The following is a 21174-nucleotide window of genomic DNA, read 5'->3' as shown; positions in this document are numbered from 1 at the left end:
ACCGGACGGCGGGGGGCGGCGACTGGCCGGGGGGCGGCGGTCGGCTGCGCGGGCTTCACTCGTCCGATGGAATGCGCCCACAGTAGCGGGACGGTTACGCTGCGTACGTGATCGGTTGGGGTAGCGGCGCGCATCGCACGACCGCGCGGAGAGCCGTCCTGGTGCTGGCCTCCGTGCTGCTCGCGCTGTGTGCCGCGCTCGTGGCCGAGCACACCCCCGAGGTCGAAGTGACGGAGAGTGTGGCCTGCGTGCTCGACACCAGGAAGCCGCTCGCCGTCGACGGCGTGGAACGCCCCGGCCGTAAGGCCCAGAAGCTCGCCGCGCTCCGGCCGTCCTTTCCCGCCGGGCGTCCCGGGGACGCACAGCGGGTTTCCGCCGCCTGGCCACGGCCGGGGCGGGCGACCCCCGCGACCGCCAGCGCTTCGTGCGTCGTGCTGCGCTGCTGAGAGGAACCACGGTGTCGGCTCCGGTGCCCGCGTGGCACGGGAGGACACCGCTCGCACCTCCCTCTTCGCTCACCAACGCAGCAGGAGCAGTCATGCCGGCCGACCCTGGTCGCGCGCTGGAAGGATATCTGCGCGCCCTGAGTTACCGTACGCCTCCCCGAGAACCCGAGCCCGCCCCGATCCTCGAAGGCACCGTCGGGGCAGCGCCCGCCGAGAAGCCGGTGACTTGGGAAGAGCCCGACGCCGCTGTCCCGCCCCGGCCATGTCCCGCCGACGGCCCTCGCCGCCATGGCCTGTTCGCGAGGCTTCGCGCCCTGCGCGGGCGGCGGATGGGGCAGCCCCAGCGAGCACGCTCGTAACGCGTCACAGGCGCATCAGCCGGTCACGGGCGGGGATTCGGTGTTCGCCCGGCCACCGGCCGCTCCGGTCGGTCCATGACCGGGCCCCCCGAGGCGGTGCGGCCCAAGTACCCGGACGCACCCCTTGGACGGCTGTCGCCGCACCAGGCCCGCGGGGCGATCACGGAAGTCGGCCTCCACGACACGCTGCCCCAAGTGGCCGCGCCGCTTGCCCGTTGACATCCGCTCCCGGACCGAACCGGGTGTCAGCGGGCGGCGAAGTCCTGTACCCACATGCGGTGGCCGGGCGGGCCCTGCACGGCGATGCCGGTGTCACGGTAGGCGCAGTTGAGGATGTTGGCCCGGTGTTCCGGGCTGCGCAGCCATCCCCGGGCGGCCTCTTGGGCATCGTGCGGGCCGAGGAAGATGTTCTCGCCGGCCCGGTGCCAGCGGTAGCCGGCCGACCTGATGCGCTCCCCCGGGTCGGATCCGTCCGAGCCGGTGTGGGAGTAGCGGTCGTGGCGGATCAGGTCACGGGCATGCCGGCGGGCCGCGCGGCCCACTGCCGGACTCAATCGGAGCGGGCCGCACCCGGCTTTCGCGCGGGCGGCATTGGTGAGATCCAGAATGCGTGTGGCCGCGCCGCCGACGTGCGGGTGCGCGGTCGCGGCGTGCCCGTCGGCGAGCAAGGAAGTCAGCACCAGGAGGAGAACAGCGGCCGTCCGTCGCATGGAGGCTCCTTTCAAGGATGGGCCCGGAACACCACCGGCCACATCGGCACCCTCAGACTCACGACTATCGAAAGTAACGTCAACGCTACTCTTCGTAGCTAACAGGGGATTGGGGAGCTCGCAGGGTGACGGGACCTCGGGGGGACACATTTCACTCCGAGATCGCAACTGCACGCCCCCGGCCGAATGGCCGAGCAGCACAGGCCTCGTGCGGCTGCCAACGGGGGCCAGTGGTATCCCGGGGCGAAGGGACCCTCGGTGAACGGGCCGTCGGCGTACGGGCCGTCGCCTGATCGAGCCTCCCCCCGCGGCCCTACCACCCCCGGTTATGAGCCGACTTCGGACAGAGTTAATTTTCGGAGAAATCTCATACAACCTTTTGCCACGTACGTCCGTCTGGTTTACGCAGGACCTATGCAGAGGTTGACGAAGAGGAGCTGTGAACGTGACCGTGCGTTCCTTTGCCCGGCGGATACGACCGCGAGTCGAGCGGAAGGCCGCCGAGAGGGTGTGGCAGCTGCGTACCATGCGGCGGCGCCGTAGGGCGGCGGTCACAGACCCGGTGCTGCGCCCGGTGGCGGTGCGCGGCCAGCAGTTGTACGGACGGGTCGTGACCCGGTTCAGCGCGGCCGAGGCGGCGGCGGCCAACCTCGGCCTGGTCGTGGCCGCGCTGGAACAAGAAGGCATCCCCTACTTCCTGGTCCCGGCCTCCCGTACGCGTCACACGGTCGGCGTGAACGCCGTCGACCGGGAGCGTTTCCTGACCGCTCTGGAGGAACAGAACGCGGGGAAGGCGGTGTTCATCGGCAGGCCGCTGCCCGGCGGCAAGCTCAACCATCCCGCGCTGTTCCTGGACGGGGTGCTGCCGGCCGCGCTGCGCACCTCCCCCACACTGCGGATCGGGGAGAACCACCTCGGTCCCGCGGGCCAGTTGCTCGCCGGTCCCGAACTCGCCTGCGACGTCGAGTTCTGGGAGGACGGCGCACAGCTGCTCGCCTCCCCCGAGGGGCCCCGGCGACTGGCCAAGGTGCAGCCGCAGGCGTCGGAGGACATCTTCGCCGAGTCCCTGATCGCGCCGCGCAACAACGGCATCACGGACGTGCTGCCGGCCTCCGAGCAGCGGCCGGCCACGGTGCGCGTCGGCGACCGGGAACTGCCGAGCTTCGTGGCGCTCACCCGGCCGACCGTGAACGATGTGACGTTTCCCGTCGACGTCGTCTACACCTGGGTGGACGGCGAGGAGCCGAAGATGCGGGCCAAGCGGGCCCGGTACCAGGACCGCGGCACCGCCGAGATCCTGGACAAGGAGACCAACGCCTCCCGGTACACCAGCCATGACGAGCTGAAGTACTCGCTGCGGTCGCTGGCGATGTACGCCGACTTCGTCCGGCACATCTACCTCGTGACCGACGGTCAGAAGCCGCACTGGCTCGACGACCGGGCGCCGGGGATCACGGTCGTCGACCACCGCGACATCTTCCCGCCGGACGTCCTGCCGGTGTTCAACTCGCATGCCATCGAGACCCGGCTGCACCACATTCCGGGGCTGTCGGAGCACTACCTGTACTTCAACGACGATGTGTTCGTCGGCCGCCGGGTCACCGCCGAGCACTTCTTCCACGGCAGCGGCCTCATGAAGATCCCGGTGTCCCCGCTCAAGATCGGCATCGGCAAGCCGCACGCCGAGGAGACGGCCACCAACTCCGCCAGCAAGAACGTCCGGCGGCTGCTGCTGGAGAGGTTCGGGCGGATGACGACGAACAACTTCATGCACACTCCGCTGCCGCAGCAGCGCGGGGCGCTCACGGCGATCGAGGAGCTGTTCGCGGAGGACGTACGCCGCACCACGGCGTCCCGTTTCCGCTCGCCGCAGGACATCGCCATGACGGCCCCGCTGCTGTACCAGTACGCGCTGATGACCGGCCTCGGGGTGCCGGGCAGGTTCAGCTTCCGGTATGTGAACATCAGCCGTCCGGACGCCGAGGCGCGCCTGGCCGATCTGCGCCGCAACCGCCGCTTCGACTTCTTCTGCCTCAACGACGTCGATGTGCCGGCCGAGGAGCGGGAGCAGGTCGGCATCCGGATGAGCGAGTTCCTGGAGGGCTACTTCCCGTTCCCGAGCCCCTTCGAGAAGCAGAGCTGACGGAAACCAACCCATGGACCTACACCATCGTCTCGCGGCGCCCACGGGCCTGCGGGCCGCCCGGGACCTGCTCGTGTACCTCAGGCTCCGGCAGTCCGCCCGGCTCTGGACGCTGCGTACGGGCCGGGCGCGCCGACGGCTGCGCGCCGCTGTCCCCGGCCTGCACCCGATCACCTGCGGGCCGGTGCGGCTGTACGGACGCACGGTCGCCGACTACACCGCCGCGGATGCCGCCGAAGCCGACCGGGAACGGGTGTGCACGTTGCTGGAGGCGATCGGCGTCCCCTACTTCGTCGTTCCCACAGAGCACGGATTCGGTGCGCCGCGTCAGGTGATCGGTGTCGAGGAGGAGTACCGCGGCACGGTGCTCGACCGGGCCGCGCAGCGGTTCGCCCGCACTGCCGGGTACGTCGGCGCCGTCGGCCCGGACGGGGCCGTGACGACCGCGGTGCTGTGGGCCGACGGAAGACTGCCGCGGGCGCTGCGGCGGGCCGCCGTGCTGCGTACCGGCGTGGTGCGCCTCGGCCCCGCGGGGCAGGTGCTCAGCGGTCTTGAGACGGGCTGCGACATCGAGTTCTGGTGCCGCGGCCGGAACCTGGGCGCCGCCCCGGACCCCTCCTGGCTCACCGTGCCCGGCAGCCGCCTTGAGGATGTCTTCGGCACGGCGCTCGTCGCCCCGCGCCGCAACCCGGTCTCGGAGGTGCTTCCGGCGGCGGCGCTGCGGCCGGCCGCGGTGGCGGGCCGCCGGGGCAGCGTGCCGACGTTCGCGCCGTTCGCCGAGCCGGGCATCGACGAGGTGCGCTTTGCCGTGGACGCCGTGTACACCTGGGTCGACGGGGACGACCCGGCGATGGCCGAGAAGCGCCGTGCCCATCAGGCGCTGTCCGACAACCCCATCGCCCCGCGCGAGACCGGCGCCTCCCGTTACACCAGCCATGACGAACTGAAGTACGCGCTGCGCTCGTTGGAGATGTACGCGGGGTTCATCCGGCATGTCTACCTCGTGACCGACTCGCAGATCCCCGACTGGCTGGATCCGGACGCGGCGGGCCTGACCGTGGTCGATCACCGGGACATCCTCCCGGCCGACGCCCTGCCCGTCTTCAACTCGCATGCGATAGAGAGCCGGCTGCACCACATTCCGGGGCTGTCGGAGCACTACCTCTATTTCAACGACGACGTCTTCGTCAACCGCCCGGTGCGTGCCGAGCACTTCTTCCACGGGAACGGCATCGCCCGTATCCCGCTGTCCCCGCTGAAGCTCGGCGTGGGCGCCCCGCATCCGCTGGAGCCGGCGCCGAACTCCGCCGGGAAGAACACCCGTGAGGTGATCAGGCGCTTCCACGGCAGATACATCACGCACAAGTCGCTGCACACCCCGCATCCCCAACTGCTGTCGGTGATGCGTGAGATGGAGGGCCTCGCGATCGAGGAGCTGCACAAGACCTCGTACTCGCGCTTCCGCTCCGTCACTGACGTCGCTCCGGCGTCCACCCTGCACCACCACTGGGCGATCGCGACCGGCCGGGGGGTCCCGGCCGACTACCGCTTCCGCTACATACAGTTGGGCACACCGGACATGCAGCGCCGACTGGACCGCCTTGCGGCCGGGGAGGACATCGACTTCTTCTGCCTCAACGACGTGGAGACGGCCCCCGAGGACAGGGCCGCCGCCCAGACGGCCATCCGCGCCTTCCTGGAACGCAAGTACCCCTTCCCCAGCCGCTTCGAGGGTGCGTCACGGCCCTTCTCACAGCTGATCGGGCCCGCTGCGGTGCCTCGCCCGCAGCGGGCGAGGCTGGAGGACGCACAGCGCCGCGAATGATCTGCCCTGCTCCCCGCCGGCTCACCGGCCGGCGGGGAGCGCCGCGTCTCAGATCGCGAGCGCGCTGATGCCGAGGGCGATCAGCGCCGCCGCCTCGGCCGCCTCAGGGGTGACGTGGACCGGGTGGGCGCGGGGGCGCGGAAGGGTCTCGCCCGCAGGCAACCGGGTCGGACCGGCGGTTGAGAACGGGCCGCACCGCGGTGAGTCGCAGGACCGGCGGGAGCACGGCGGCGGCGGCCGGCACGACCACCGACACGGGCGGGTCCGAGGCGCTGAGCCCCGACACGACGACGGCGGCCGGCGCGGCCTCCACGGTGTTGAGCGCCCGGAAGACGATACGGCCGACAGTCCGATCGCCGCCCTCACTCCCGGGGCGCGGAACTTCAACGGGGCTTCCAGGAAGGAGATCGCCGGCACCGTCCCGAGCCAGATGGAGCCGGCGGCCGCGACGACGGCCGAGGTGTCGGCCAGGGGTTGCCTGCCCTTGCCGACGGCGGATTCCGCCGCGTCGAGGGGTTCCGGGCCGGCGGGGCCCGGAACCGCCCGGTCCGCTATGCGGCGGCGAGCCAGAGGTCCGGTCCGAACACCTCGTAGTGGATGTCCCGGGCCGCAACGCCGCGGCGCAGCAGGTCACCGCGCACGGACCGCTATGGCTCCGGCCGCAGCCTGGTCGCCGGCGAGGACGGCATGACCTACCTCACCGTGCACCGCCGCCGCCCCGGCATGCGGATCCTCGGCCCGGCCGCACCGGGCACCGCTCCCCCGTCCTGACCGGCGCGGCGGGTGGCTGCCGCCCGCTGAGGCGAGCGCGGGTGCCGCGCGGGCCGCGCACTGGTCACACCCGGCGAGTGGGGGGACGCTGAAAAGGGAGGGGGCAACCGGCACCGGCAGCGCTCTCGCCCGCCGGGAAGCCGCGGCCGGGCGGGATGACGGACGCAAGGGAGACAGCCATGAAGGTCGGCATACTGACCGGTGGCGGAGACTGTCCGGGCCTGAACGCGGTGATCCGCAGCGTCGTCCGCAAAGGCGTGCAGAAGTACGCCTTCGAGTTCGTCGGACTGCGCGACGGCTGGCTCGGGGCGCTCCGCAACAGCGTCGTCCCGCTGGACATCTCCAGCGTGCGCGGGATCCTCCCGCGCGGCGGGACCATCCTCGGTTCCTCCCGCACCAATCCGTTCAAGCACGAGGACGGGGTGCGCCGCGTACAGGACACGCTCGCCGCACACGACGTGGACGCGCTCGTCGTGATCGGCGGCGAGGACACCCTCAGCGTGGCCGCCGAGTTGAGCCGCCAGGGGATCAGGCTGGTCGGCGTACCGAAGACCATCGACAACGACGTGTCCGGCACCGACTACACCTTCGGTTTCGACACCGCCGTCGGCATAGCCACCGAGGCCATCGACCGTCTGCACACCACCGCCGAGTCGCACATGCGGACACTCGTGGTGGAGGTGATGGGGCGGCACTCCGGGTGGATCGCCCTGCACGCCGGCATCGCGGGCGGCGCCAATGTGATCCTCGTCCCGGAGCGGCCGTTCGACATCGGCGAGGTGTGTGGCTGGGTGCGGAGCCGGTTCAAGATCAACTATGCGCCCATCGTCGTGGCGGCCGAAGGCGCGGTCCCCAAGGAGGGGCGGATGATCCTCAAGGACCGCACGGTGGACGAGTTCGGCCATGTGCGGCTGTCCGGAGTGGGCGAGTGGCTGGCCCGGGAGATCTCGGAGCGTACGGGCACGGACGCCCGTACCACCGTTCTCGGTCATGTCCAGCGGGGCGGTACGCCGAGCGCGTTCGACCGCTGGCTGGCCACGCGGTTCGGGCTGCACGCCGTGGACGCGGTCGAGGACGGTGACTTCGGTGTGATGACGGCGCTGCACGGCACCGGGATCGTGCGGGTTCCGCTGGCCGATGTCACGGGCCGGACGAAGAAGGTCGATCCGTCGCTGTACGAGGAGTTCGAGGCGTTCTTCGGCTGACCGCACAAAGTCGCGGGCGGGCTGGGGTGCGCCGACCGGCCCGGAGATCACCCGCCGTACGGAACGGCCGCCGGCATGGTGCAGCACGCGGGGCCGCAGGCCGCAGCCGGCCCCCGCTGAGCCGGGACCGGTGCCGGAGCCCACGACGAGCAGGCGCGGTCACACACGGCGTCCATGCGGCACCGACTCGGCGGGCAGGCGGGCAGGACCCGGGCCGGACCGCCCGCAGCGCTGCCCCGCCCGCCTGGCCGGCCGAGAAGGCGAAGTCCGCCACCGGGCGAACCGCGAGCCCGTCGAAGCCGCCCGGTCCCCGCGGCCCGTCGCCGAGGAGCCCGGCGCCGCGGGGGCGCCACCGGCAGCTCGTCCCGTGTCAATGGGGCCGATCGGCACTCGTCGGTGGGTCGTTTCCGTGGTGTGCTGGAGATGGGCGGGAAGGAGCGTTGGCGACGCGGAGAAGCGGCTCGTGGCCGTGCACCGCGCAATCCGGATCCGCGAGAAGTGGGTGGCCCTTCCCGTCCCCTCATACCGGCTCACCCGGCGATATGCGCCGAGAACCCCGAGGAGGAGAGCATGGAGCGCAGCCCGCACCGGGTGGGCGATGTGATGACGCGCGCCGTCGTCGCCGTGGGGCGCGAGGCCCGGTTCAAGGACATCGTGGCACGCATGGAGCAGTGGCAGATCAGTGCGCTTCCCGTGGTGGAGGGCGACGGCCGGGTGATCGGCGTGGTCTCCGAGGCGGATCTGCTGCCCAAGGAGGAGTTCCGGGACGAGGACCCGGACCGGCGCACCCAGCAGAACCGGCTTCCCGACCTGGCCAAGGCCGGGGCGCTGACGGCCGAGCAGCTGATGAGCACCCCGGCCGTCACCGTCCGCGCCGACGCCACGCTCGCCGAGGCCGCACGCATCATGGCGCTGCGGCAGGTGAAACGGCTGCCCGTGGTGACCGCCGAGGGCCTGCTCGACGGCGTGGTCAGCCGCGGGGACCTGCTGAAGGTCTTCCTGCGTCCGGACCAGGACCTCGCCGACGAGATACGGCGCGATGTCGTCGACCCGTTGTTCCCGGCACCCGTCGAGCCCGTGCACATCACGGTCACCGACGGCGTCGCGACACTGACCGGACGCGTCGCGGACGGCAGCCGGATCCCGCTGGCCGTCCGCCTCGTACGCGGCGTCGAGGGCGTGGTGAGGGTGGACTGCCGGCTCACCGCGGCCGACACATAGCCCCGCAGGACCGACGGCACGCGGGTCGGGCTCGGACGGTGATCCGGCGTCCGTCGGGCTCAGACGGTGATCCGGCGTCCGGAGACCGTGAAGGGACGGATACACACCCACAGATTGCGGGAGCCGCCCGCCCAGGGCGCGCTGTACGCCCGCTGCGTCAGCCGGCGCTGCTCCTGCGGGTCCGTCACCACCCGTGCGGTGCCGCGGACGAGCACGCTCCAGCCCTGACTGAACGCCTCGTCGATGTGGTCGACCTCGAAACCCACCTGGCAGCCGTCGCCCAGCGCCGGCGTCGCGCCGCGCGCGGTGCGGAAGACGATCGCTTCGTCCACGACGCTGTAGTTGACCGGTACGATCACCGGCCCCGAAGGGGTGGGTACCGCGATCCGCCCCACTCCGTGCGAGGCGAGCAGGGCCCGGCACTCGCCCGCGCGCAGCCTGGTGAACTCCGGGGACCGTCCGGCGCGTCCGGTACCGGCCGGCGGGTCGACGGCGCCGCCGCTCAGCTCGCTGACGGTGGTCTCCAGCGCCTCGGCCAGCCGCAGCAGCGCGCCCGTGCTCGGCGTGGCCCCGGGATGCTCCTCCAGGTGGCTGAGATAGCTGGTGGCCATGCCCGCGCGCGCGGCGGCTTCCCGCCGGCTCAGGCCGACCTGTGTCCGCCGCGCGGTCAGACGTCGGCCCAGATCGCCCGGCGGCTCCGCGGGCGCCGTGCCCGTACCCGCCCTCGTCCGTTCGCTCATGTTGCGCCGAGCCCTTCAAGTCCGGCCGTGGGAACGGCGAGTTCGTGCTGCTCCCCGTCCAGCACCACTTTGAGCGCGCCGGTGTCGGCCGCCCGGGAGAAGACGTCGTAGGCCTCCTCCATGTGGTCCAGCGGGAAGGTGTGGGTGACCAACTGGCCGGTCGGCAGCCGGCCGGCCGCGGCCATCCGCAGCAGCGTGGGCGTCGAGTAGGTGTCCACCAGCCCGGTCGTGATGGTCACGTTCTTGCTCCAGAGGTCTTCCAGGTGCAGCGTGGCCGGCTTGCCGTGCACCCCGACGTTGGCCACATGCCCGCCGGGGCGGACCATGCGGGTGCACAGTTCGAAGCTCTCCGGCACGCCGACGGCCTCGATCACCACGTCCGCCCCGAGCCCGTCGGTCAGGTCGGCGACCAACTGGACGGGGTCCTCACGGCCGTCGGCGACCGCGTCGGCGCCGAACCGGCGTGCCGCCTCCAGCCGGGCCGGGGCCAGGTCCACCGCGATGATCCGCTCCGGTGCGAACAGGCGTGCCGTGGCGATCGCGGTGAGCCCGATGGGACCGGCGCCCACGACGGCCACGGTGTCGCCGGGACGTACGCGCCCGTTGAGCACGCCCACTTCGTAGGAGGTCGGGAAGATGTCCGCGAGCAGTACGGCGTCCTCGCTGCGTACGGCGCCCGGCAGCGCGTGCACGGACAGGTCGGCGTAGGGGACGCGCACGTACTCGGCCTGAGTGCCGTCGATGCGATGCCCGAGGATCCAGCCGCCGCCACCCTGGCACTGGCCGTAGCCGCCCTCCCGGCAGAACCGGCACCGGCCGCACGAGGTGATGCAGGAGACGAGCACCCGGTCACCCGGCCGGACGGTACGCACATCGCTGCCGGCCTCGACGATCTCGCCGACGGCCTCGTGGCCGAGCACCGTTCCGGAGCGCACCTCGGGCACGTCCCCCTTGAGGATGTGCAGGTCCGTCCCGCAGATCGTGACGGCTCCGACCTTCACGATCGCGTCGGTCGGTTCCTTGATGTCCGGATCCGGGACGTCCTGCCAGGACGCCTGTCCCGGGCCGTGGAAAACGAAGCCTTTCATGACGCTCCTCACCTGTTCGACCTGTCGCGGGGCCCGGTCCCGGCCGATACGGCCGAGAACACGACCCGGACCCGGCGTGGTGCCGGGCCCGCCGCCCCGCTGTTTCAGCCTGTGGGGTGCGCGGGTCGCCGCGCTTGGGCCGACCGGCCCTGGCCTGCCGCCGGTCCGCCCCTCGGCTGCCCCGGGCGCGGTGGCCGCATGCCGGGACCCATGGCCCCTATGCCGGCACGGGAGATGGGCCGTCCGCCTGCCGGGCGGGGCTCCATCGGCCCCTGGCCACGGCGACCCCGTAAGGGGAACCGTCGAGGCAGCACCGCGACGAGGCGACGGGGCGAGGAGAAGTGAGGTGTTCCGCGATGAGCGCGACACGGCGGCTGTGGCGGTGGCGGAGCAATCCGCTGCGGCGGCGCGAGGACGTCGTAGAGGCATGGATCGTCCTGGCCGTCTGGGTCGTGGTGGTGGTCGGCGGGGCGGTCGCCGGGGCGGCGGCCGCACATGCCGCAGCGGACATGCTGGCGCGGGAGCGCGCCCACCGGCATCCCGTCCGTGCCGTCCTGCTCGCCGACGCCGTGCCCATGACCGCCTGGACGGCGAGCGGCCAGGTCCGCAACTCGGTGCGCTGGACGGCGCCGGACGGTACCTCGCGTACGGCGCGGACGCTGGTCGACGCGGGGCTGAAGAGGGGCGCCCGGGTGGTGGTCTGGCAGGACGACCGGGGTCGGCTGACCGGGCAGCCGCCAAGCCGCGCCATGGCGGCCGTCGAAGCCGGTCTCTACGGCACCGCGGCCGCGTGCCTCGTGGCGGCCCCGGCGCTGGCCGCGGGAGCCGTCGCGCGGGCGCGGCTGGACCGGCGTCGTATGGCCCGCTGGGACCGGGAGTGGGAGCTGATGGGACGCCGCCGGGGCCCGAGGGCGGCCTGACCGGTCCGTCCCCGGACTCTGCCGAACGGCCCGAACGGCCTGGGCGGCGGGCCGGGCGGCCCCTGGCCCGCCGGCCGGCAGCGGCCCACGCTGGAAGTGGCACACCCGCCCGCGAGCGACCCGACGGAGTTCATCATGTACGGCGCTCCCCACATCGTCAGTGACGTCATGACCCACACGGTCGCCGCCGTCGGCCCGCGGGCCCCGTTCAAGGAGATGGTGCGGCTGATGCGGGACTGGAAGGTCAGCGCGCTTCCCGTGATCGAGGGCGAGGGCCGGGTGGTCGGTGTGGTCTCCGAGGCCGATCTGCTCCCGACGGAGGAACTGCGCGACGACCCGGACGTGGGCTACCTCCGGCTGCGCCGGCCCGCCGACCTGGCCAAGGCCGAGGCGGTCACGGCGGCCGATCTGATGACCTCGCCCCCGGTCACCGTCCGGGCCGACGCGACCCTGGCCGAGGCGGCGCGTGTCATGGCGCGCGCCCGGGTCAAGAGGCTGCCCGTGGTCGACGACCTCCAGCTGCTGCAGGGCGTCGTCAGCCGGACCGACCTGCTCAAGGTCTTCCTCCGCGAGGACGACGACATCGCCGAGGAGGTGCGCCGCGAGATCGTGTCGTATCTCTTCCTCCCGCCGTCGGCCGTCCGGGCCGAGGTGCGCGACGGGGTCGTCACACTGAGCGGCACGGTCAGCGACACCTCCCTGCTGCCCGTGGCCGCCCGTCTGGTGCGGGCCGTCGAGGGCGTGGTGGACGTGGAGTTCGACCTCGCACGGGAGGGCGACGCGCCGCGACGGTAGCGGCGCCGGGTCACCGGCGCTCCTTCGGACCGGCGCCGGTTCCGCGCGCACCCGGGCCGGGGGACGCGGACGCCTCGGCCCGCGTGCTGGGTCTGGTGGTGGGGACCGCACGCGAGTGGGCGGCGGTCACGGAAAGTCCGGTACGACGGCCACGGGGCACAGGGCGTGGTGCAGCAGCGTGTGCGCGACCAGGCCCAGGTGCAGCCCTTCGTCGCCGTTCCTGCGCCGTACGCCGAGGACCAGCAGGTCCGCGGCGCCGGACCGGTCGAGCAACACCTTGCGCGCCGGTCCTTCGAGGACGCAGCGGTGCACCCGCACCTGGGGGTACTCGCTCATGGGATGGCGCAGCACGTCGTCGACGAGCGCGGACGCCTGCTCCTCACAGGTCGTGGGTGTGACCGCCCGCTCCTCGTACCCGTGGCCCCGGTCCCCCACGAGCAGGGCATGCCGGGCGGCCCGGTGTGCCGGACAGAGCCAGGTGCGGAGCACGTCGAGGGCGCAGTGTCGGGCCGCGGCCTCGCACAGCGCGAAGCGCGCCGCCTCGCCGCTCGTTCCCGGTTCCCCGACCGCGAGCACGATCCGCTCGTACGGGCCCGCCGCACCCGCCGGCCCGCCGCGGACCACGATCACCGGTCCGTCCGCGCGGCCGGCCACGGCCAGTCCCACCGAGCCGAGCAGCAGACCCGGTATCTTCCCGCGGCCTCGGCAACCGGTCACCACGGCGGTGGCGTTGTGGCCCTCGCGCAGCAGCGCGTACACCGGGTCCTCCTCCAGGACCACGGATTCGACCCTGACCGCGGGGGCGCGGCGCAGGGCGCGCGCTGTCGCGGCCGTCACGATCCGGTCGGCGGCGGCAGGGTGGGCGGGCCCCGGGTCGCCGGTCGAGGGCATGTCGCCCTCGTACTGCTCCCAGAGCGACGCGTGGACCAGCCGCAGGGGCAGATCCGCGTCGCGCACCGCCTCGTCGGCCGCCCAGTCCACCGCCTGCAGGCTGGAGTCCGATCCGTCGACGCCTACGACCAAGGGCAGACGCATCATCCTCACCGCCTCTCGTCGGGCCGCGACCGGCGCGGCAGTCCCCCGCGCGTACGCTCGCACGTCCCCGGCCGCATCCGCCGTGTCGGCTCTGCGGCGCGTGGGGCCGATTTCACCGTCGCACTCCGTACCGGAACGGCACGAGGGCCCTTCGGCCCCTTCCGGTGGCCTTCGGCCACGAGGGAGGTGCGGGAGCCGCGCAGTCCCCGGTGTGGGCCACCCGGCCCATGCCGTCCCGGGCGTGTTGACCGAGCCTGGAAGGCGGGACGACGATTCCGAGCAGCCCGGGAGGTCGAGATGACCGGCCGTCGCTACGCCGTCAGTGATGTGATGACCCGCAAGGTCGTCGCCGTGAGGGCGAAGGCTTCCTTCAAGGACATCGTGCGGACCCTGCGCCAGTGGGGGGTGACGGCGCTGCCGGTGGTGGACGACGAGCGACGGGTCGTCGGCGTCGTCTCCGAGGCCGATCTGCTGCCGAAGGAGGAGGCCAGGGACGGCGGTCCGTCCCCTGTCCCCCGGGCGGCGGACGGTTCGGCCGCCGCCAAGGCGGCCGCGGTCACCGCGGACCGGCTGATGACCGCGCCCGCCGTCACCGTGGCCGGGAGCGCGACGTTGGCGGTGGCCGCCCGGATCATGGCACGCAACGGGATCAAACGACTGCCCGTCGTCGACACCGCCGGCGTGCTCACGGGCATCGTCAGCCGGTCCGATCTGCTCAAGGTGTTCCTGCGGGACGACGAGGAGATCGCCGAGGAGGTGCGCCGCGACGTCCTCGGGCGGCTGTTCGTGGCGCAGCCCGAATCGCTGCGGGTCGAGGTGCACGACGGCGTCGTGACGCTCACCGGCCGGGTCCGGGACAGCGCGCTCGTGCCCGTCGTGGCGCGGCTGGTGCGCGGGGTCGAGGGGGTGGTGGACGTCGACTGCGCACTCATGGGACCACTACGCCGCCCGAACCTCGATCCGGACCTCCCCGACATCGCCGAATTCCCCCCGACCTGACACGAACCACACCCCAGGGCCGCCCCACCGGGCGGGACGGGGCGGCGGCCGGTCGTTACCGGTCCGGGGCCGTGCCGGGCCGGCATGCGAGGAGCGGCTGGAGGGCCGGCCGCGCACACGGCGCCCGGCCGATCCGACGCGCTGGCACGGCTCCGCCGGACCGGGCGCCCCGCGCCGGGTACGGACCCTGCCGAGCGGCTGCTGACGTAGGCAACCGGGTTTCAGCCGTCCAGGACGCCCGGCAGGGCCAGCGCCCCCAGCGCGGCGGCGCCGAGCAGCAGCCAGGCCACATAGTCCCCGACGTGCCCGGACTGCAGCCGGCGCAGTCGCTGCGCCCAGCCGGGAGCCGCCGCCCGGCGAGGGCGTACCACGGCGCGGCAGGCGAGAGCCGCGGCCAGCCCCGTGGACAGCAGACCGAGCAGGACGCCGGGCGGTGTCCAGTGCACCTCCCCGGCGCCCGCGGCGTCGACGCCGCGGGCCACGGCCGCGGCGAAGCCGGGAACCACGCCGACGGCGAGCGCGGCGGCCAGCAGCACCGCCGGGACGGCCGTCATGGTGTCCGGGACCCGCAGCAGTCTGCCCCCGGTCTCGGGCCGCTCGCCCAAGCCGGTGGTCTCGTAGCGGGACGAGTTCTCGGGGCGTGGGCCGAGTCCCCAGAAGACCCGGGCGGTGACCCGGAGCACCGCGGCGGCGGTGCTCGCCGATGCGGCGACGTACAGCGCCGTGAGCGGGCCGCCGACGGCTTCCTCGACGGTCAACTTCCCGAGGGCCGTGCCGAACGGCGGCAGGCCCGCGAGACCGAGCGCGCCCACCGCGAACATCGCCCCCGTCCCGCGCATCCGGCGGGCCCTGCCGTGCAGGGCGTGCTCGTCGAGGGCTGCCGAACCGGTCGAGGAGGACGCCGGCACAGGCGAACAGCGCGGCCTTCACCCCGGCGTGCCCGAGGATGTACAGCGCCACTCCGTCCTCGGCCGCCGGCTTGAGCAGGCCGATACCCACGAGGAACAGACCCATGTGGGCGATCGTGGAGTAGGCGAGCAGCCGCTTGATGTGCCGCTGGTACCAGCACAGGAGGGCCCCGGTCAGCGCCGTGAGCACGCCGAGGGCCACCAGCGCGCGCTCGAAGTCGCCCGCCGGGATGCCGCCGGGCCCGGCGAACACGGTGGTGTACACCCGCCAGACGCCGTATGCGCCGAGTTCCACCATGACGCCGGAGAACAGCATGCACACCGGGGTGGGGGCGACCGCGTGGGCGTCCGGGAGCCAGAAGTGGAACGGCGCGGCGGCGGCCTTCACCAGCAGGCCCGTCGTCACCAGTACGAACGCCGCGAGGACCAGCGCGTCGGGTCCGCCGTGCGCGTCCAGGCCGTCTTGGATCCGGGCCATGCCCAGTTCGCCGGTGCGCGCGTACAGCAGCGTGATGCCCATCAACAGGCCGTAGGCGCCCAGGGAGTTGACGACGCCGAAGGTCAGCGCGCCCTGCACGGGCTTCGCCTCGTCGATCCGGTAGCCGGTCAGCGCGTAGGCGACGACGCCCATCAGTTCGAAGAACACGAACGCGTTGAACAGGTCGCCGGCCAGGGCGAAGCCGGACATGCCCGCCTGGAACACCAGCATCAGGGCCGGGAAGGAACCGGCGTGGCCGCGCGGCGGCTCGTCGAAGTAGTGCCAGGAGTACGCCAGTGCCGCGAGCGTCAGCAGCGCGACGAGGGCGGCCATGCCGAGCGCCGGTGCGTCGCCGAGCAGCACGATGCCGATGCCGGGCCCCCAGCCGCCGACGTGTTCGGCGAGGGCGGGCGAGGCGTGGAGCAGCAGCACCAGCGCGAGGGCCCCGGTGCCGCCGGAGAAGGCGCATGCGGTGCTCTCGGCGGCGAGCCGTGGCAGCCGGCGGCCCGCGGCGACCAGCACCGCGGCGCCCAGCAGCGGCACCGCCGTGAGCAGCGGGAGCAGATGGTGCATCAGCCGCGCAGCTCCATCAGTTCGTCGGGGTCGACTGTGCCGTGCCGCTTGGCGATCTGCAGGACGAGCGCGAGCAGCAGCGCGGTGACGGTGGCGCCGACGACGATGTCGGTGAGGGTGAGGGCCTGCACGACGGGATCCACCAGGGGCCGGGTGCCCGGCTTCAGGTCGGAGAAGACGGGGGCGGTGCCGCCGTCCCGGTAGCCGACGGCCAGCAGCAGGACGTACGTCGCGCACTGGCACACGGACAGACAGCCCACGGCGTGGATCAGGTTCCGGCTGGTCGCCAGGCCCAGGCAGCCGGCCAGGAAGATATAGACGGCGACCAGATAGGGGAAGACGTGCATCACGGACGGCTCAACTCCCCTGCTCCTCCTCGATCTCGACGGCCTGCTCAAGGAACCGGGCGAGCAGCACCACGACGGCGCTCGCCACCTCCATGCCGATGGCCGCGTTCAGCAGGGGCACGGTGCCGCCGGACGACAGCGTGTTGAAGGTGCCGTAGGGCAGCAGGGTATTCGCGAGGAACGCGGTGCCGGCCAGGACGCCGGTGAGGCCGAGGACCAGGTACGCGCCGGCGGCGAGCGCGTCGCAGACCTCGAACGCCCCGATGGGGCGGACGCGTTCCAGGGCCCGGTAGTCGGCGCCCAGGTGGAGCAGGTGCAGTGCGGTGGCGGCGACCACCCCGCCCTGGAATCCGCCGCCGGGGCTGAGCTGCCCGTGGGCCATGACGTAGACGCCCACGACCAGGGCGATGGGCAGCACGACAAGGGCGTAGCGGGCCACGGCGGGTGCCACGTCGGCGGGTGCGGGCGGCGCACGGTGCTCGTCCCGGGCCTGCCGCAGCAGGACCACACAGCCCAGTACCGCGGCGAACAGGATGCTCATCTCGCCAAGGGTGTCGTAGGCGCGCAGATCGAAGTTGACGGAGGCGATGGTGTTGGCGGTGTGCCGGGCCAGTGAGGCGCGCACGGCCCGGTCCCCGTAGGGATGCCGTCGCCCGCCGAACGAGGGAAGGTCGAGGCAGGCGAGGACGAGCAGCACGGCGAGGCCCGCGCCGCCGACGGCCAGCACGGCCAGGCGCAGCCGGCGGCTCATCCGTCGCCGTCCCTCACCCGGGTCCGGGCGCGCCGCTTGAGCTTGCGCACGGACAGCATGATCAGCAGCGGGGTGAGGGCCGCGCCGACCGCCAGCTGCGACAGGCCGACGTCGGGGGCCTGCAACACGGTGAACAGCACGGCGAGGAGGGTGCCCAGCACGGACAGCACCAGGGCCTGACGGGCCGGATCGCGGGTGGCGACCGCCGCCGTGGCGGCGGTCGCCGTGGCGGCGGTCGCCACCAGCACCAGAACCACGACGATCGACGCGTCAGCCACCGCGCACCCCCCGAAAGCCGCCCGCCAGCGCGCGGGAGGCGACGAGGTTGCCGCCGATCAGCAAGGCGCCGGTCACCAGGAGCTTCACCATGGCGCGCCCCGGTCCGGCGGCCACGCACACGGCGAGAACGACGACCGCGCCCACGCCTGCCGCCGCCCACGTCAGCCTCCAGGCTGACGCCCCGGAATCGGCCAGGTCCTCGGCGAGCAACCGCGCGAAGACGAGTGTGCCGACCGGTCCCAGCAGCGCCAGGAGCAGGGCGAGATCCACATAGGAGGAGCGGTCGTAGCCCTGGGCGAGAAGCAGCAGACCCGGGCAGGCGACGGAGGTGGTGAGGTTCTGCGCCACCGCCCGGCGGGCCGGCGGCCCGCTCGCCACGCCCCAGACAGTCGCCGCCAGCCCCGCGCCGAGCAGGATCGTCGCCACGAGGACCCAGCCGTTCAACGCTCCCTCACCGCCTGCCGTGCGGCCCGCGCGGCGACGACCCGGACGACTTCGTGGCGGCGGTACGGCCCTACGCGGAGGCCGGGTTCACCGACGTCGCCCTCGTCCAGATCGGCGGCGACACACAGCCGCAGTTCCTGGACTGGTCGCAGAAGACACTGCTCCCGGCGCTGCGCGACGCGTTCGGCTGACGTCCTTCGGCGCCGGGGCCCGGCTCACCGGTCGGACCGGGCCTGCCGCACCACGCCGTGGCGCTCGGCCTCGTCCCGGATCAGCAGCGACAGCAGGGAGGCCACCGTCAGGTCGGCTTCGGCCGGGTGCCGCAGGATCTTGCTGGCGTCGATCCGGTAGGTGTTGCCGCGTCCCTGGCGGGTGTGGGAGAGATAGCCGTCCCGCTCCAGATCCGAGATGATCTTCTGAACGGCGCGTTCGGTGAGCCGGCAACGCGCGGCGATGTCGCGGATGCGCGCCCTGCGGTTGTCGGCGATGGTGGCCAGCACACGGGCGTGGCTGGTGAGGAACGTCCATCCGGTGTGCGGCTCGGGCACTCCATCCACTCCAACCATGGGGAAAGGGTAAGGCCGGGCGGGCATGCACTCAAAAGAACGAAATAAAATTCATGTATATCTTGACGGGCTGCGCGCGGCGGGCGACGCTGGTGGGACACGCAGGACCACGGAGAGGCAGTCATGCCGCAGCCGCCCGACACGACATGGTCGATCGACGGGCACGATCCCGTCTGCATGAGAACGATCTCCTCCTCGATTGTCACGCGACGTGACGGCGACCATGTCGTCGTGCGCATCGACGGAGAACTGTGTTTCGACGACGCCGAGTTGCTGGAGCACACCCTGCGCGCCGCGCTGGACAAGCCGGTCTCGCGCCTGGACCTGGACCTGCGTGACCTGACGTTCTGGGACTGCTCCGCGCTCAATGTGCTGCTGACCCTGCGCCGGCAGGCGCTCGCGGTGGGCAAGACGATCGCCGTGACGGCGGCCAGTGGGGTGGCGGAACGACTGCTGACCCTCACGGACACGCGCAGCCTGTTCACACCGGCGCAGCAGGGCGCGCACGACACCACGGGCGGCGACACGGACGCCCGCACGGACGTAGGCGACATAGCCGACGTGGACACGGACGAGGGCACGGGCGAGAGCCTGCGCTCGGAGGTCGTCCAGTTGCGGCGGGCTCTGCAGACCCGGCCGGAGATCGACATGGCCCGCGGCATCCTGATGGCCTCGTTCGGGCTGAACGCCGACGAGGCCTGGGACGTGCTGGTCATGGCCTCCCAGGGCACCAACACCAAGTTGCACCGCCTTGCCTCGAACGTGGTCACCGCGGTGACCGGGGGCACGCTGCCGCGGCCGGTGCGACAGCAGCTCACGGCGGCGGTCGCCCGGCGACGGGCAGCGGACGCACGGAGCGCCCGCGCGTCGGCGCCGCCCCGTGCCCCCCGTCGGGCAGGCAGTAGACGTGGAAGGCCCGCCCAATGACGGGCTGTGCCACGTTGCGCACCTTGATCCCGCCGCCGGTCATGCCGTGCTCCGCGCCGAAGTGCGCATGGCCGTGGACGGCGAGGTCCGCGCCGGCCGTGTCGATGGCCTCGGCAAGCAGATAGCTGCCGAGGAAGGGATAGATCTCCGGGGGTTCGCCGGCCAGCGTGTCCGGCACGGGTGAGAAGTGGGTCAGGGCGATCCGCGCATCGCACCGGCTGCGGCCCAGTTCCTCCAGGGCGCCGCGCAGACCGTCGGCCCGGCGGCGCGAGTAGCGGACGAACTCCTTCATGACCGGTTCGCCGAACTCACCGGCGCAGCGGCCGGCGAACCCGCCGCCGAACCCCTTGGTGCCGGCCACGCCGATGCGCAGTCCGGACCTGGTCACCACCGTCGCCTCGCCTTCCAGGACCTGTGCCCCGGACTCCCGCAGGACGGCCGTCACCTCGTCGGCCCGTCCGTCGTGGTGGTCGTGGTTGCCGAGGACGGCGACCACCGGCACGGCCAGGTCCGCTATCTCCCGGGCGACCACGCGCGCCTCCTCGGGGGTGCCGTGCCGGGTGAGGTCACCGGCCAGCAGCAGCACGTCCGCGCAGTCCGGCAGGGTCTCGAAGGCGGGGCGGAGCGTGCCCCGGCTCTCGGGCCCCATGTGGATGTCGCCGACGGCCGCCACCCGGATCACCAGAACTCCTCCGCGTGATCGGGCGGACCGTTGTCCGCGATGACCAGGTCGCTGAGCAGGGGCAGGTCCGGCAAGGTCTCGTGGGCGATGCGCAGGATGTCCTGGCGGCACCGGGCGGTCCCCACCGTGCCGGTCAGCACCAGGGCCTCGCCCCGGATCTCGGCCCGCACACCCAGCTCGCCGAGATTGCCCTCCGCCAGCCGCTCGGCCAGATGAGCGACCTGATACTCCAGGCAGCCCCGCGGGTTCACCGGTGCTCCCGCGGCGATGCGGGCGGCCGGCCGGCAGCGATGACGTTCAGCCGTTCCAGCAGGAACAGGAACGCCGCGGGCATCGGCTCGTGGCCGCACCGGCTGCGCACCTCGTCCCAGTCGACCTTCTCGCGCAGCGAGCGGGCCACGGGGAGCACCGCCCCGAAGTCGCAGTGGTGCTCGGAGAAGGCGGTGTTCAGGCTGACCAGCAGATCGGTCGCCGACAGCACCGGCATGCGCACGGAGTCCACCGGCAGTTCCTCGGCGCGGTCCAGCAGTTCCTCGGTGACCGGCCGGTCGGCCAGTTCGAAGATGAGGTCGACGTCCTGGTCGAAGCATGTGGTCTTCAGCAGCCAGTCCTCCGGTGGGACGCGCACCCCGAGTCCGGCCGCGCGCAGGTCCTCCGCCACCGCCGCGGCGTCCTCGGAAAGGACGCAGAAATCGACGTCGTGCCGGGGGCGGTCGCCGCCGCCGTGGGCGTAGACCGCCACGCTCCCGGCGAGCGCGAACCGGTGCCCCGACCGTTTCAGGACGGCACCCACCTGCTTGGCCGCCTCAAGGATCTGCTGGCCGCGGTCATGGGGCGGATCCTTGTGCGACGGAGGCGGCGGCCCCTTCGCGGCGGCGTGCGGGGTGGCCGCGGCGGCGTGCCGCGCGTGCTGCGTGCCCTGCGCGTTCGTCCTCACGACCGCTCCCTTCACCCGGCTTCAC

General features: G+C 72.8%; 23 protein-coding genes and 2 pseudogenes. 12 read left to right on the top strand and 13 right to left on the bottom strand.

The window, feature by feature from the left end; translation table 11 throughout:
- The first annotated feature begins 107 nt into the window (after positions 1-107).
- Both ABT245_RS34235 and ABT245_RS34230 read left to right on the top strand, forming a co-directional pair.
- Complete coding sequence (locus tag ABT245_RS34235; protein ID WP_351741408.1) at positions 108-446, top strand: hypothetical protein; 339 nt, start codon at positions 108-110, stop codon at positions 444-446.
- A 434-nt stretch (positions 447-880) separates the two neighbouring features.
- Positions 881-1024: a hypothetical protein gene (locus tag ABT245_RS34230; RefSeq protein ID WP_351741405.1), complete on the top strand. Its 144-nt coding sequence runs from the start codon at positions 881-883 to the stop codon at positions 1022-1024.
- Between the two features lie 26 nt (positions 1025-1050).
- Here the strand turns inward: ABT245_RS34230 and ABT245_RS34225 are convergent, their stop codons facing one another.
- A complete protein-coding gene (locus tag ABT245_RS34225; RefSeq protein WP_351741403.1) occupies positions 1051-1515 on the bottom strand; it encodes a CAP domain-containing protein in 465 nt (154 codons plus the stop codon).
- Between the two features lie 445 nt (positions 1516-1960).
- Here ABT245_RS34225 and ABT245_RS34220 point away from each other — a divergent pair, with 445 nt between their 5' ends.
- The 5 genes from ABT245_RS34220 (at position 1961) to ABT245_RS34200 (ending at position 8680) form a co-directional block, all read left to right on the top strand.
- The gene (locus ABT245_RS34220; RefSeq protein WP_351741401.1) at positions 1961-3658 is read left to right on the top strand and encodes a stealth family protein; all 1698 of its coding nucleotides are present in this window, start codon (positions 1961-1963) and stop codon (positions 3656-3658) included.
- 13 nt (positions 3659-3671) lie between these two features.
- Positions 3672-5483: a stealth family protein gene (locus ABT245_RS34215; protein ID WP_351741398.1), complete on the top strand. Its 1812-nt coding sequence runs from the start codon at positions 3672-3674 to the stop codon at positions 5481-5483.
- 597 nt (positions 5484-6080) lie between these two features.
- The gene (locus tag ABT245_RS34210) at positions 6081-6254 is read left to right on the top strand and encodes a hypothetical protein (protein ID WP_351741436.1); all 174 of its coding nucleotides are present in this window, start codon (positions 6081-6083) and stop codon (positions 6252-6254) included.
- A gap of 179 nt (positions 6255-6433) precedes the next feature.
- Positions 6434-7459, top strand: coding sequence for a 6-phosphofructokinase (locus ABT245_RS34205; protein WP_351741396.1), 1026 nt, complete (start codon positions 6434-6436; stop codon positions 7457-7459).
- A gap of 570 nt (positions 7460-8029) precedes the next feature.
- The gene (locus tag ABT245_RS34200; protein ID WP_351741394.1) at positions 8030-8680 is read left to right on the top strand and encodes a CBS domain-containing protein; all 651 of its coding nucleotides are present in this window, start codon (positions 8030-8032) and stop codon (positions 8678-8680) included.
- A gap of 59 nt (positions 8681-8739) precedes the next feature.
- Here ABT245_RS34200 and ABT245_RS34195 read toward each other — a convergent pair whose 3' ends face one another.
- On the bottom strand, positions 8740-9420 hold the full coding sequence (locus ABT245_RS34195) for a helix-turn-helix domain-containing protein (RefSeq protein WP_351741391.1): 681 nt from the start codon (positions 9418-9420) through the stop codon (positions 8740-8742).
- Entirely contained in the window at positions 9417-10508 is a 1092-nt protein-coding gene (locus ABT245_RS34190) for a zinc-dependent alcohol dehydrogenase family protein (RefSeq protein ID WP_351741388.1), read from the bottom strand. The genes ABT245_RS34195 and ABT245_RS34190 overlap by 4 nt, the downstream gene beginning before the upstream one ends.
- Positions 10509-10864: 356 nt before the next feature.
- Between ABT245_RS34190 and ABT245_RS34185 the strand changes: the two genes are divergently transcribed.
- Positions 10865-11428: an Rv1733c family protein gene (locus ABT245_RS34185; protein ID WP_351741386.1), complete on the top strand. Its 564-nt coding sequence runs from the start codon at positions 10865-10867 to the stop codon at positions 11426-11428.
- A gap of 135 nt (positions 11429-11563) precedes the next feature.
- Positions 11564-12223, top strand: a complete 660-nt coding sequence (locus tag ABT245_RS34180; RefSeq protein WP_351741383.1) for a CBS domain-containing protein — start codon at positions 11564-11566, stop codon at positions 12221-12223.
- Between the two features lie 126 nt (positions 12224-12349).
- On the opposite strand, the gene ABT245_RS34175 is transcribed toward ABT245_RS34180, so the two are convergent.
- A complete protein-coding gene (locus ABT245_RS34175; protein WP_351741380.1) occupies positions 12350-13261 on the bottom strand; it encodes a universal stress protein in 912 nt (303 codons plus the stop codon).
- Between the two features lie 294 nt (positions 13262-13555).
- Between ABT245_RS34175 and ABT245_RS34170 the strand changes: the two genes are divergently transcribed.
- Positions 13556-14257, top strand: a complete 702-nt coding sequence (locus ABT245_RS34170) for a CBS domain-containing protein (RefSeq protein ID WP_351741377.1) — start codon at positions 13556-13558, stop codon at positions 14255-14257.
- 221 nt (positions 14258-14478) lie between these two features.
- Here the strand turns inward: ABT245_RS34170 and ABT245_RS34165 are convergent.
- From ABT245_RS34165 to ABT245_RS34145, 5 genes and pseudogenes are all read right to left on the bottom strand, one after another.
- Positions 14479-16216 (bottom strand): annotated as a pseudogene (locus ABT245_RS34165) (complex I subunit 5 family protein).
- Positions 16216-16563 (bottom strand): NADH-quinone oxidoreductase subunit K, encoded by a 348-nt coding sequence (locus ABT245_RS34160; RefSeq protein WP_351741434.1) that lies wholly within the window; start codon positions 16561-16563, stop codon positions 16216-16218. The pseudogene ABT245_RS34165 and the gene ABT245_RS34160 overlap by 1 nt, the downstream one beginning before the upstream one ends.
- A 10-nt stretch (positions 16564-16573) precedes the next feature.
- Complete coding sequence (locus ABT245_RS34155) at positions 16574-17314, bottom strand: MnhB domain-containing protein (protein WP_351741375.1); 741 nt, start codon at positions 17312-17314, stop codon at positions 16574-16576.
- The gene (locus ABT245_RS34150) at positions 17311-17592 is read right to left on the bottom strand and encodes a Na(+)/H(+) antiporter subunit B (protein WP_351741372.1); all 282 of its coding nucleotides are present in this window, start codon (positions 17590-17592) and stop codon (positions 17311-17313) included. The genes ABT245_RS34155 and ABT245_RS34150 overlap by 4 nt, the downstream gene beginning before the upstream one ends.
- Positions 17585-18037, bottom strand: coding sequence for an MrpF/PhaF family protein (locus tag ABT245_RS34145; RefSeq protein ID WP_351741369.1), 453 nt, complete (start codon positions 18035-18037; stop codon positions 17585-17587). Before ABT245_RS34145 ends, ABT245_RS34150 begins: the two co-directional genes overlap by 8 nt.
- Before the next feature lie 26 nt (positions 18038-18063).
- Here ABT245_RS34145 and ABT245_RS34140 point away from each other — a divergent pair.
- Positions 18064-18228, top strand: a pseudogene (locus tag ABT245_RS34140) (LLM class F420-dependent oxidoreductase); the annotation flags it as partial.
- A gap of 24 nt (positions 18229-18252) precedes the next feature.
- On the opposite strand, the gene ABT245_RS34135 reads toward ABT245_RS34140, so the two are convergent.
- Positions 18253-18594, bottom strand: a complete 342-nt coding sequence (locus tag ABT245_RS34135; RefSeq protein WP_502982250.1) for a helix-turn-helix transcriptional regulator — start codon at positions 18592-18594, stop codon at positions 18253-18255.
- Positions 18595-18726: 132 nt separating this feature from the next.
- Between ABT245_RS34135 and ABT245_RS34130 the strand changes: the two genes are divergently transcribed.
- Complete coding sequence (locus ABT245_RS34130; protein WP_351741364.1) at positions 18727-19530, top strand: ANTAR domain-containing protein; 804 nt, start codon at positions 18727-18729, stop codon at positions 19528-19530.
- Here ABT245_RS34130 and ABT245_RS34125 read toward each other — a convergent pair.
- Genes ABT245_RS34125 through ABT245_RS34115 form a run of 3 tightly spaced genes read right to left on the bottom strand, consistent with a single transcriptional unit; the run spans position 19418 to position 21149 of the window.
- Positions 19418-20212: a metallophosphoesterase family protein gene (locus ABT245_RS34125; RefSeq protein ID WP_351741362.1), complete on the bottom strand. Its 795-nt coding sequence runs from the start codon at positions 20210-20212 to the stop codon at positions 19418-19420. The two genes, ABT245_RS34130 and ABT245_RS34125, sit on opposite strands and share 113 nt — an antisense overlap.
- Positions 20209-20463: a hypothetical protein gene (locus ABT245_RS34120; protein ID WP_351741360.1), complete on the bottom strand. Its 255-nt coding sequence runs from the start codon at positions 20461-20463 to the stop codon at positions 20209-20211. The genes ABT245_RS34125 and ABT245_RS34120 overlap by 4 nt, the downstream gene beginning before the upstream one ends.
- Positions 20460-21149 carry a hypothetical protein gene (locus ABT245_RS34115; protein ID WP_351741357.1) on the bottom strand — a complete coding sequence of 230 codons (690 nt, stop codon included), beginning with the start codon at positions 21147-21149 and terminating at the stop codon, positions 20460-20462. The genes ABT245_RS34120 and ABT245_RS34115 overlap by 4 nt, the downstream gene beginning before the upstream one ends.
- Positions 21150-21174 lie beyond the last annotated feature (25 nt).

The organism is Streptomyces sp. NPDC001508 (assembly GCF_040298665.1).
In the GTDB taxonomy this organism is placed as follows: Bacteria; Actinomycetota; Actinomycetes; order Streptomycetales; family Streptomycetaceae; genus Streptomyces.
Note: the sequence above shows the minus strand (reverse complement) of the source record. Positions and strands in the feature narration are given on the sequence as shown.

Bases quoted from the DNA above. Each gene is read 5' to 3' on its own strand.
- ABT245_RS34190 (WP_351741388.1), bottom strand. From the start codon at position 10,508: ATGAAAGGCTTCGTTTTCCACGGCCCGGGACAGGCGTCCTGGCAGGAC.
- ABT245_RS34195 (WP_351741391.1), bottom strand. From the start codon at position 9,420: ATGAGCGAACGGACGAGGGCGGGTACGGGCACGGCGCCCGCGGAGCCG.
- ABT245_RS34160 (WP_351741434.1), bottom strand. From the start codon at position 16,563: ATGCACGTCTTCCCCTATCTGGTCGCCGTCTATATCTTCCTGGCCGGC.
- ABT245_RS34210 (WP_351741436.1), top strand. From the start codon at position 6,081: ATGTCCCGGGCCGCAACGCCGCGGCGCAGCAGGTCACCGCGCACGGAC.
- ABT245_RS34200 (WP_351741394.1), top strand. From the start codon at position 8,030: ATGGAGCGCAGCCCGCACCGGGTGGGCGATGTGATGACGCGCGCCGTC.
- ABT245_RS34175 (WP_351741380.1), bottom strand. From the start codon at position 13,261: ATGATGCGTCTGCCCTTGGTCGTAGGCGTCGACGGATCGGACTCCAGC.
- ABT245_RS34205 (WP_351741396.1), top strand. From the start codon at position 6,434: ATGAAGGTCGGCATACTGACCGGTGGCGGAGACTGTCCGGGCCTGAAC.
- ABT245_RS34155 (WP_351741375.1), bottom strand. From the start codon at position 17,314: ATGAGCCGCCGGCTGCGCCTGGCCGTGCTGGCCGTCGGCGGCGCGGGC.
- ABT245_RS34170 (WP_351741377.1), top strand. From the start codon at position 13,556: ATGACCGGCCGTCGCTACGCCGTCAGTGATGTGATGACCCGCAAGGTC.
- ABT245_RS34215 (WP_351741398.1), top strand. From the start codon at position 3,672: ATGGACCTACACCATCGTCTCGCGGCGCCCACGGGCCTGCGGGCCGCC.
- ABT245_RS34230 (WP_351741405.1), top strand. From the start codon at position 881: ATGACCGGGCCCCCCGAGGCGGTGCGGCCCAAGTACCCGGACGCACCC.
- ABT245_RS34225 (WP_351741403.1), bottom strand. From the start codon at position 1,515: ATGCGACGGACGGCCGCTGTTCTCCTCCTGGTGCTGACTTCCTTGCTC.
- ABT245_RS34130 (WP_351741364.1), top strand. From the start codon at position 18,727: ATGCCGCAGCCGCCCGACACGACATGGTCGATCGACGGGCACGATCCC.
- ABT245_RS34180 (WP_351741383.1), top strand. From the start codon at position 11,564: ATGTACGGCGCTCCCCACATCGTCAGTGACGTCATGACCCACACGGTC.
- ABT245_RS34185 (WP_351741386.1), top strand. From the start codon at position 10,865: ATGAGCGCGACACGGCGGCTGTGGCGGTGGCGGAGCAATCCGCTGCGG.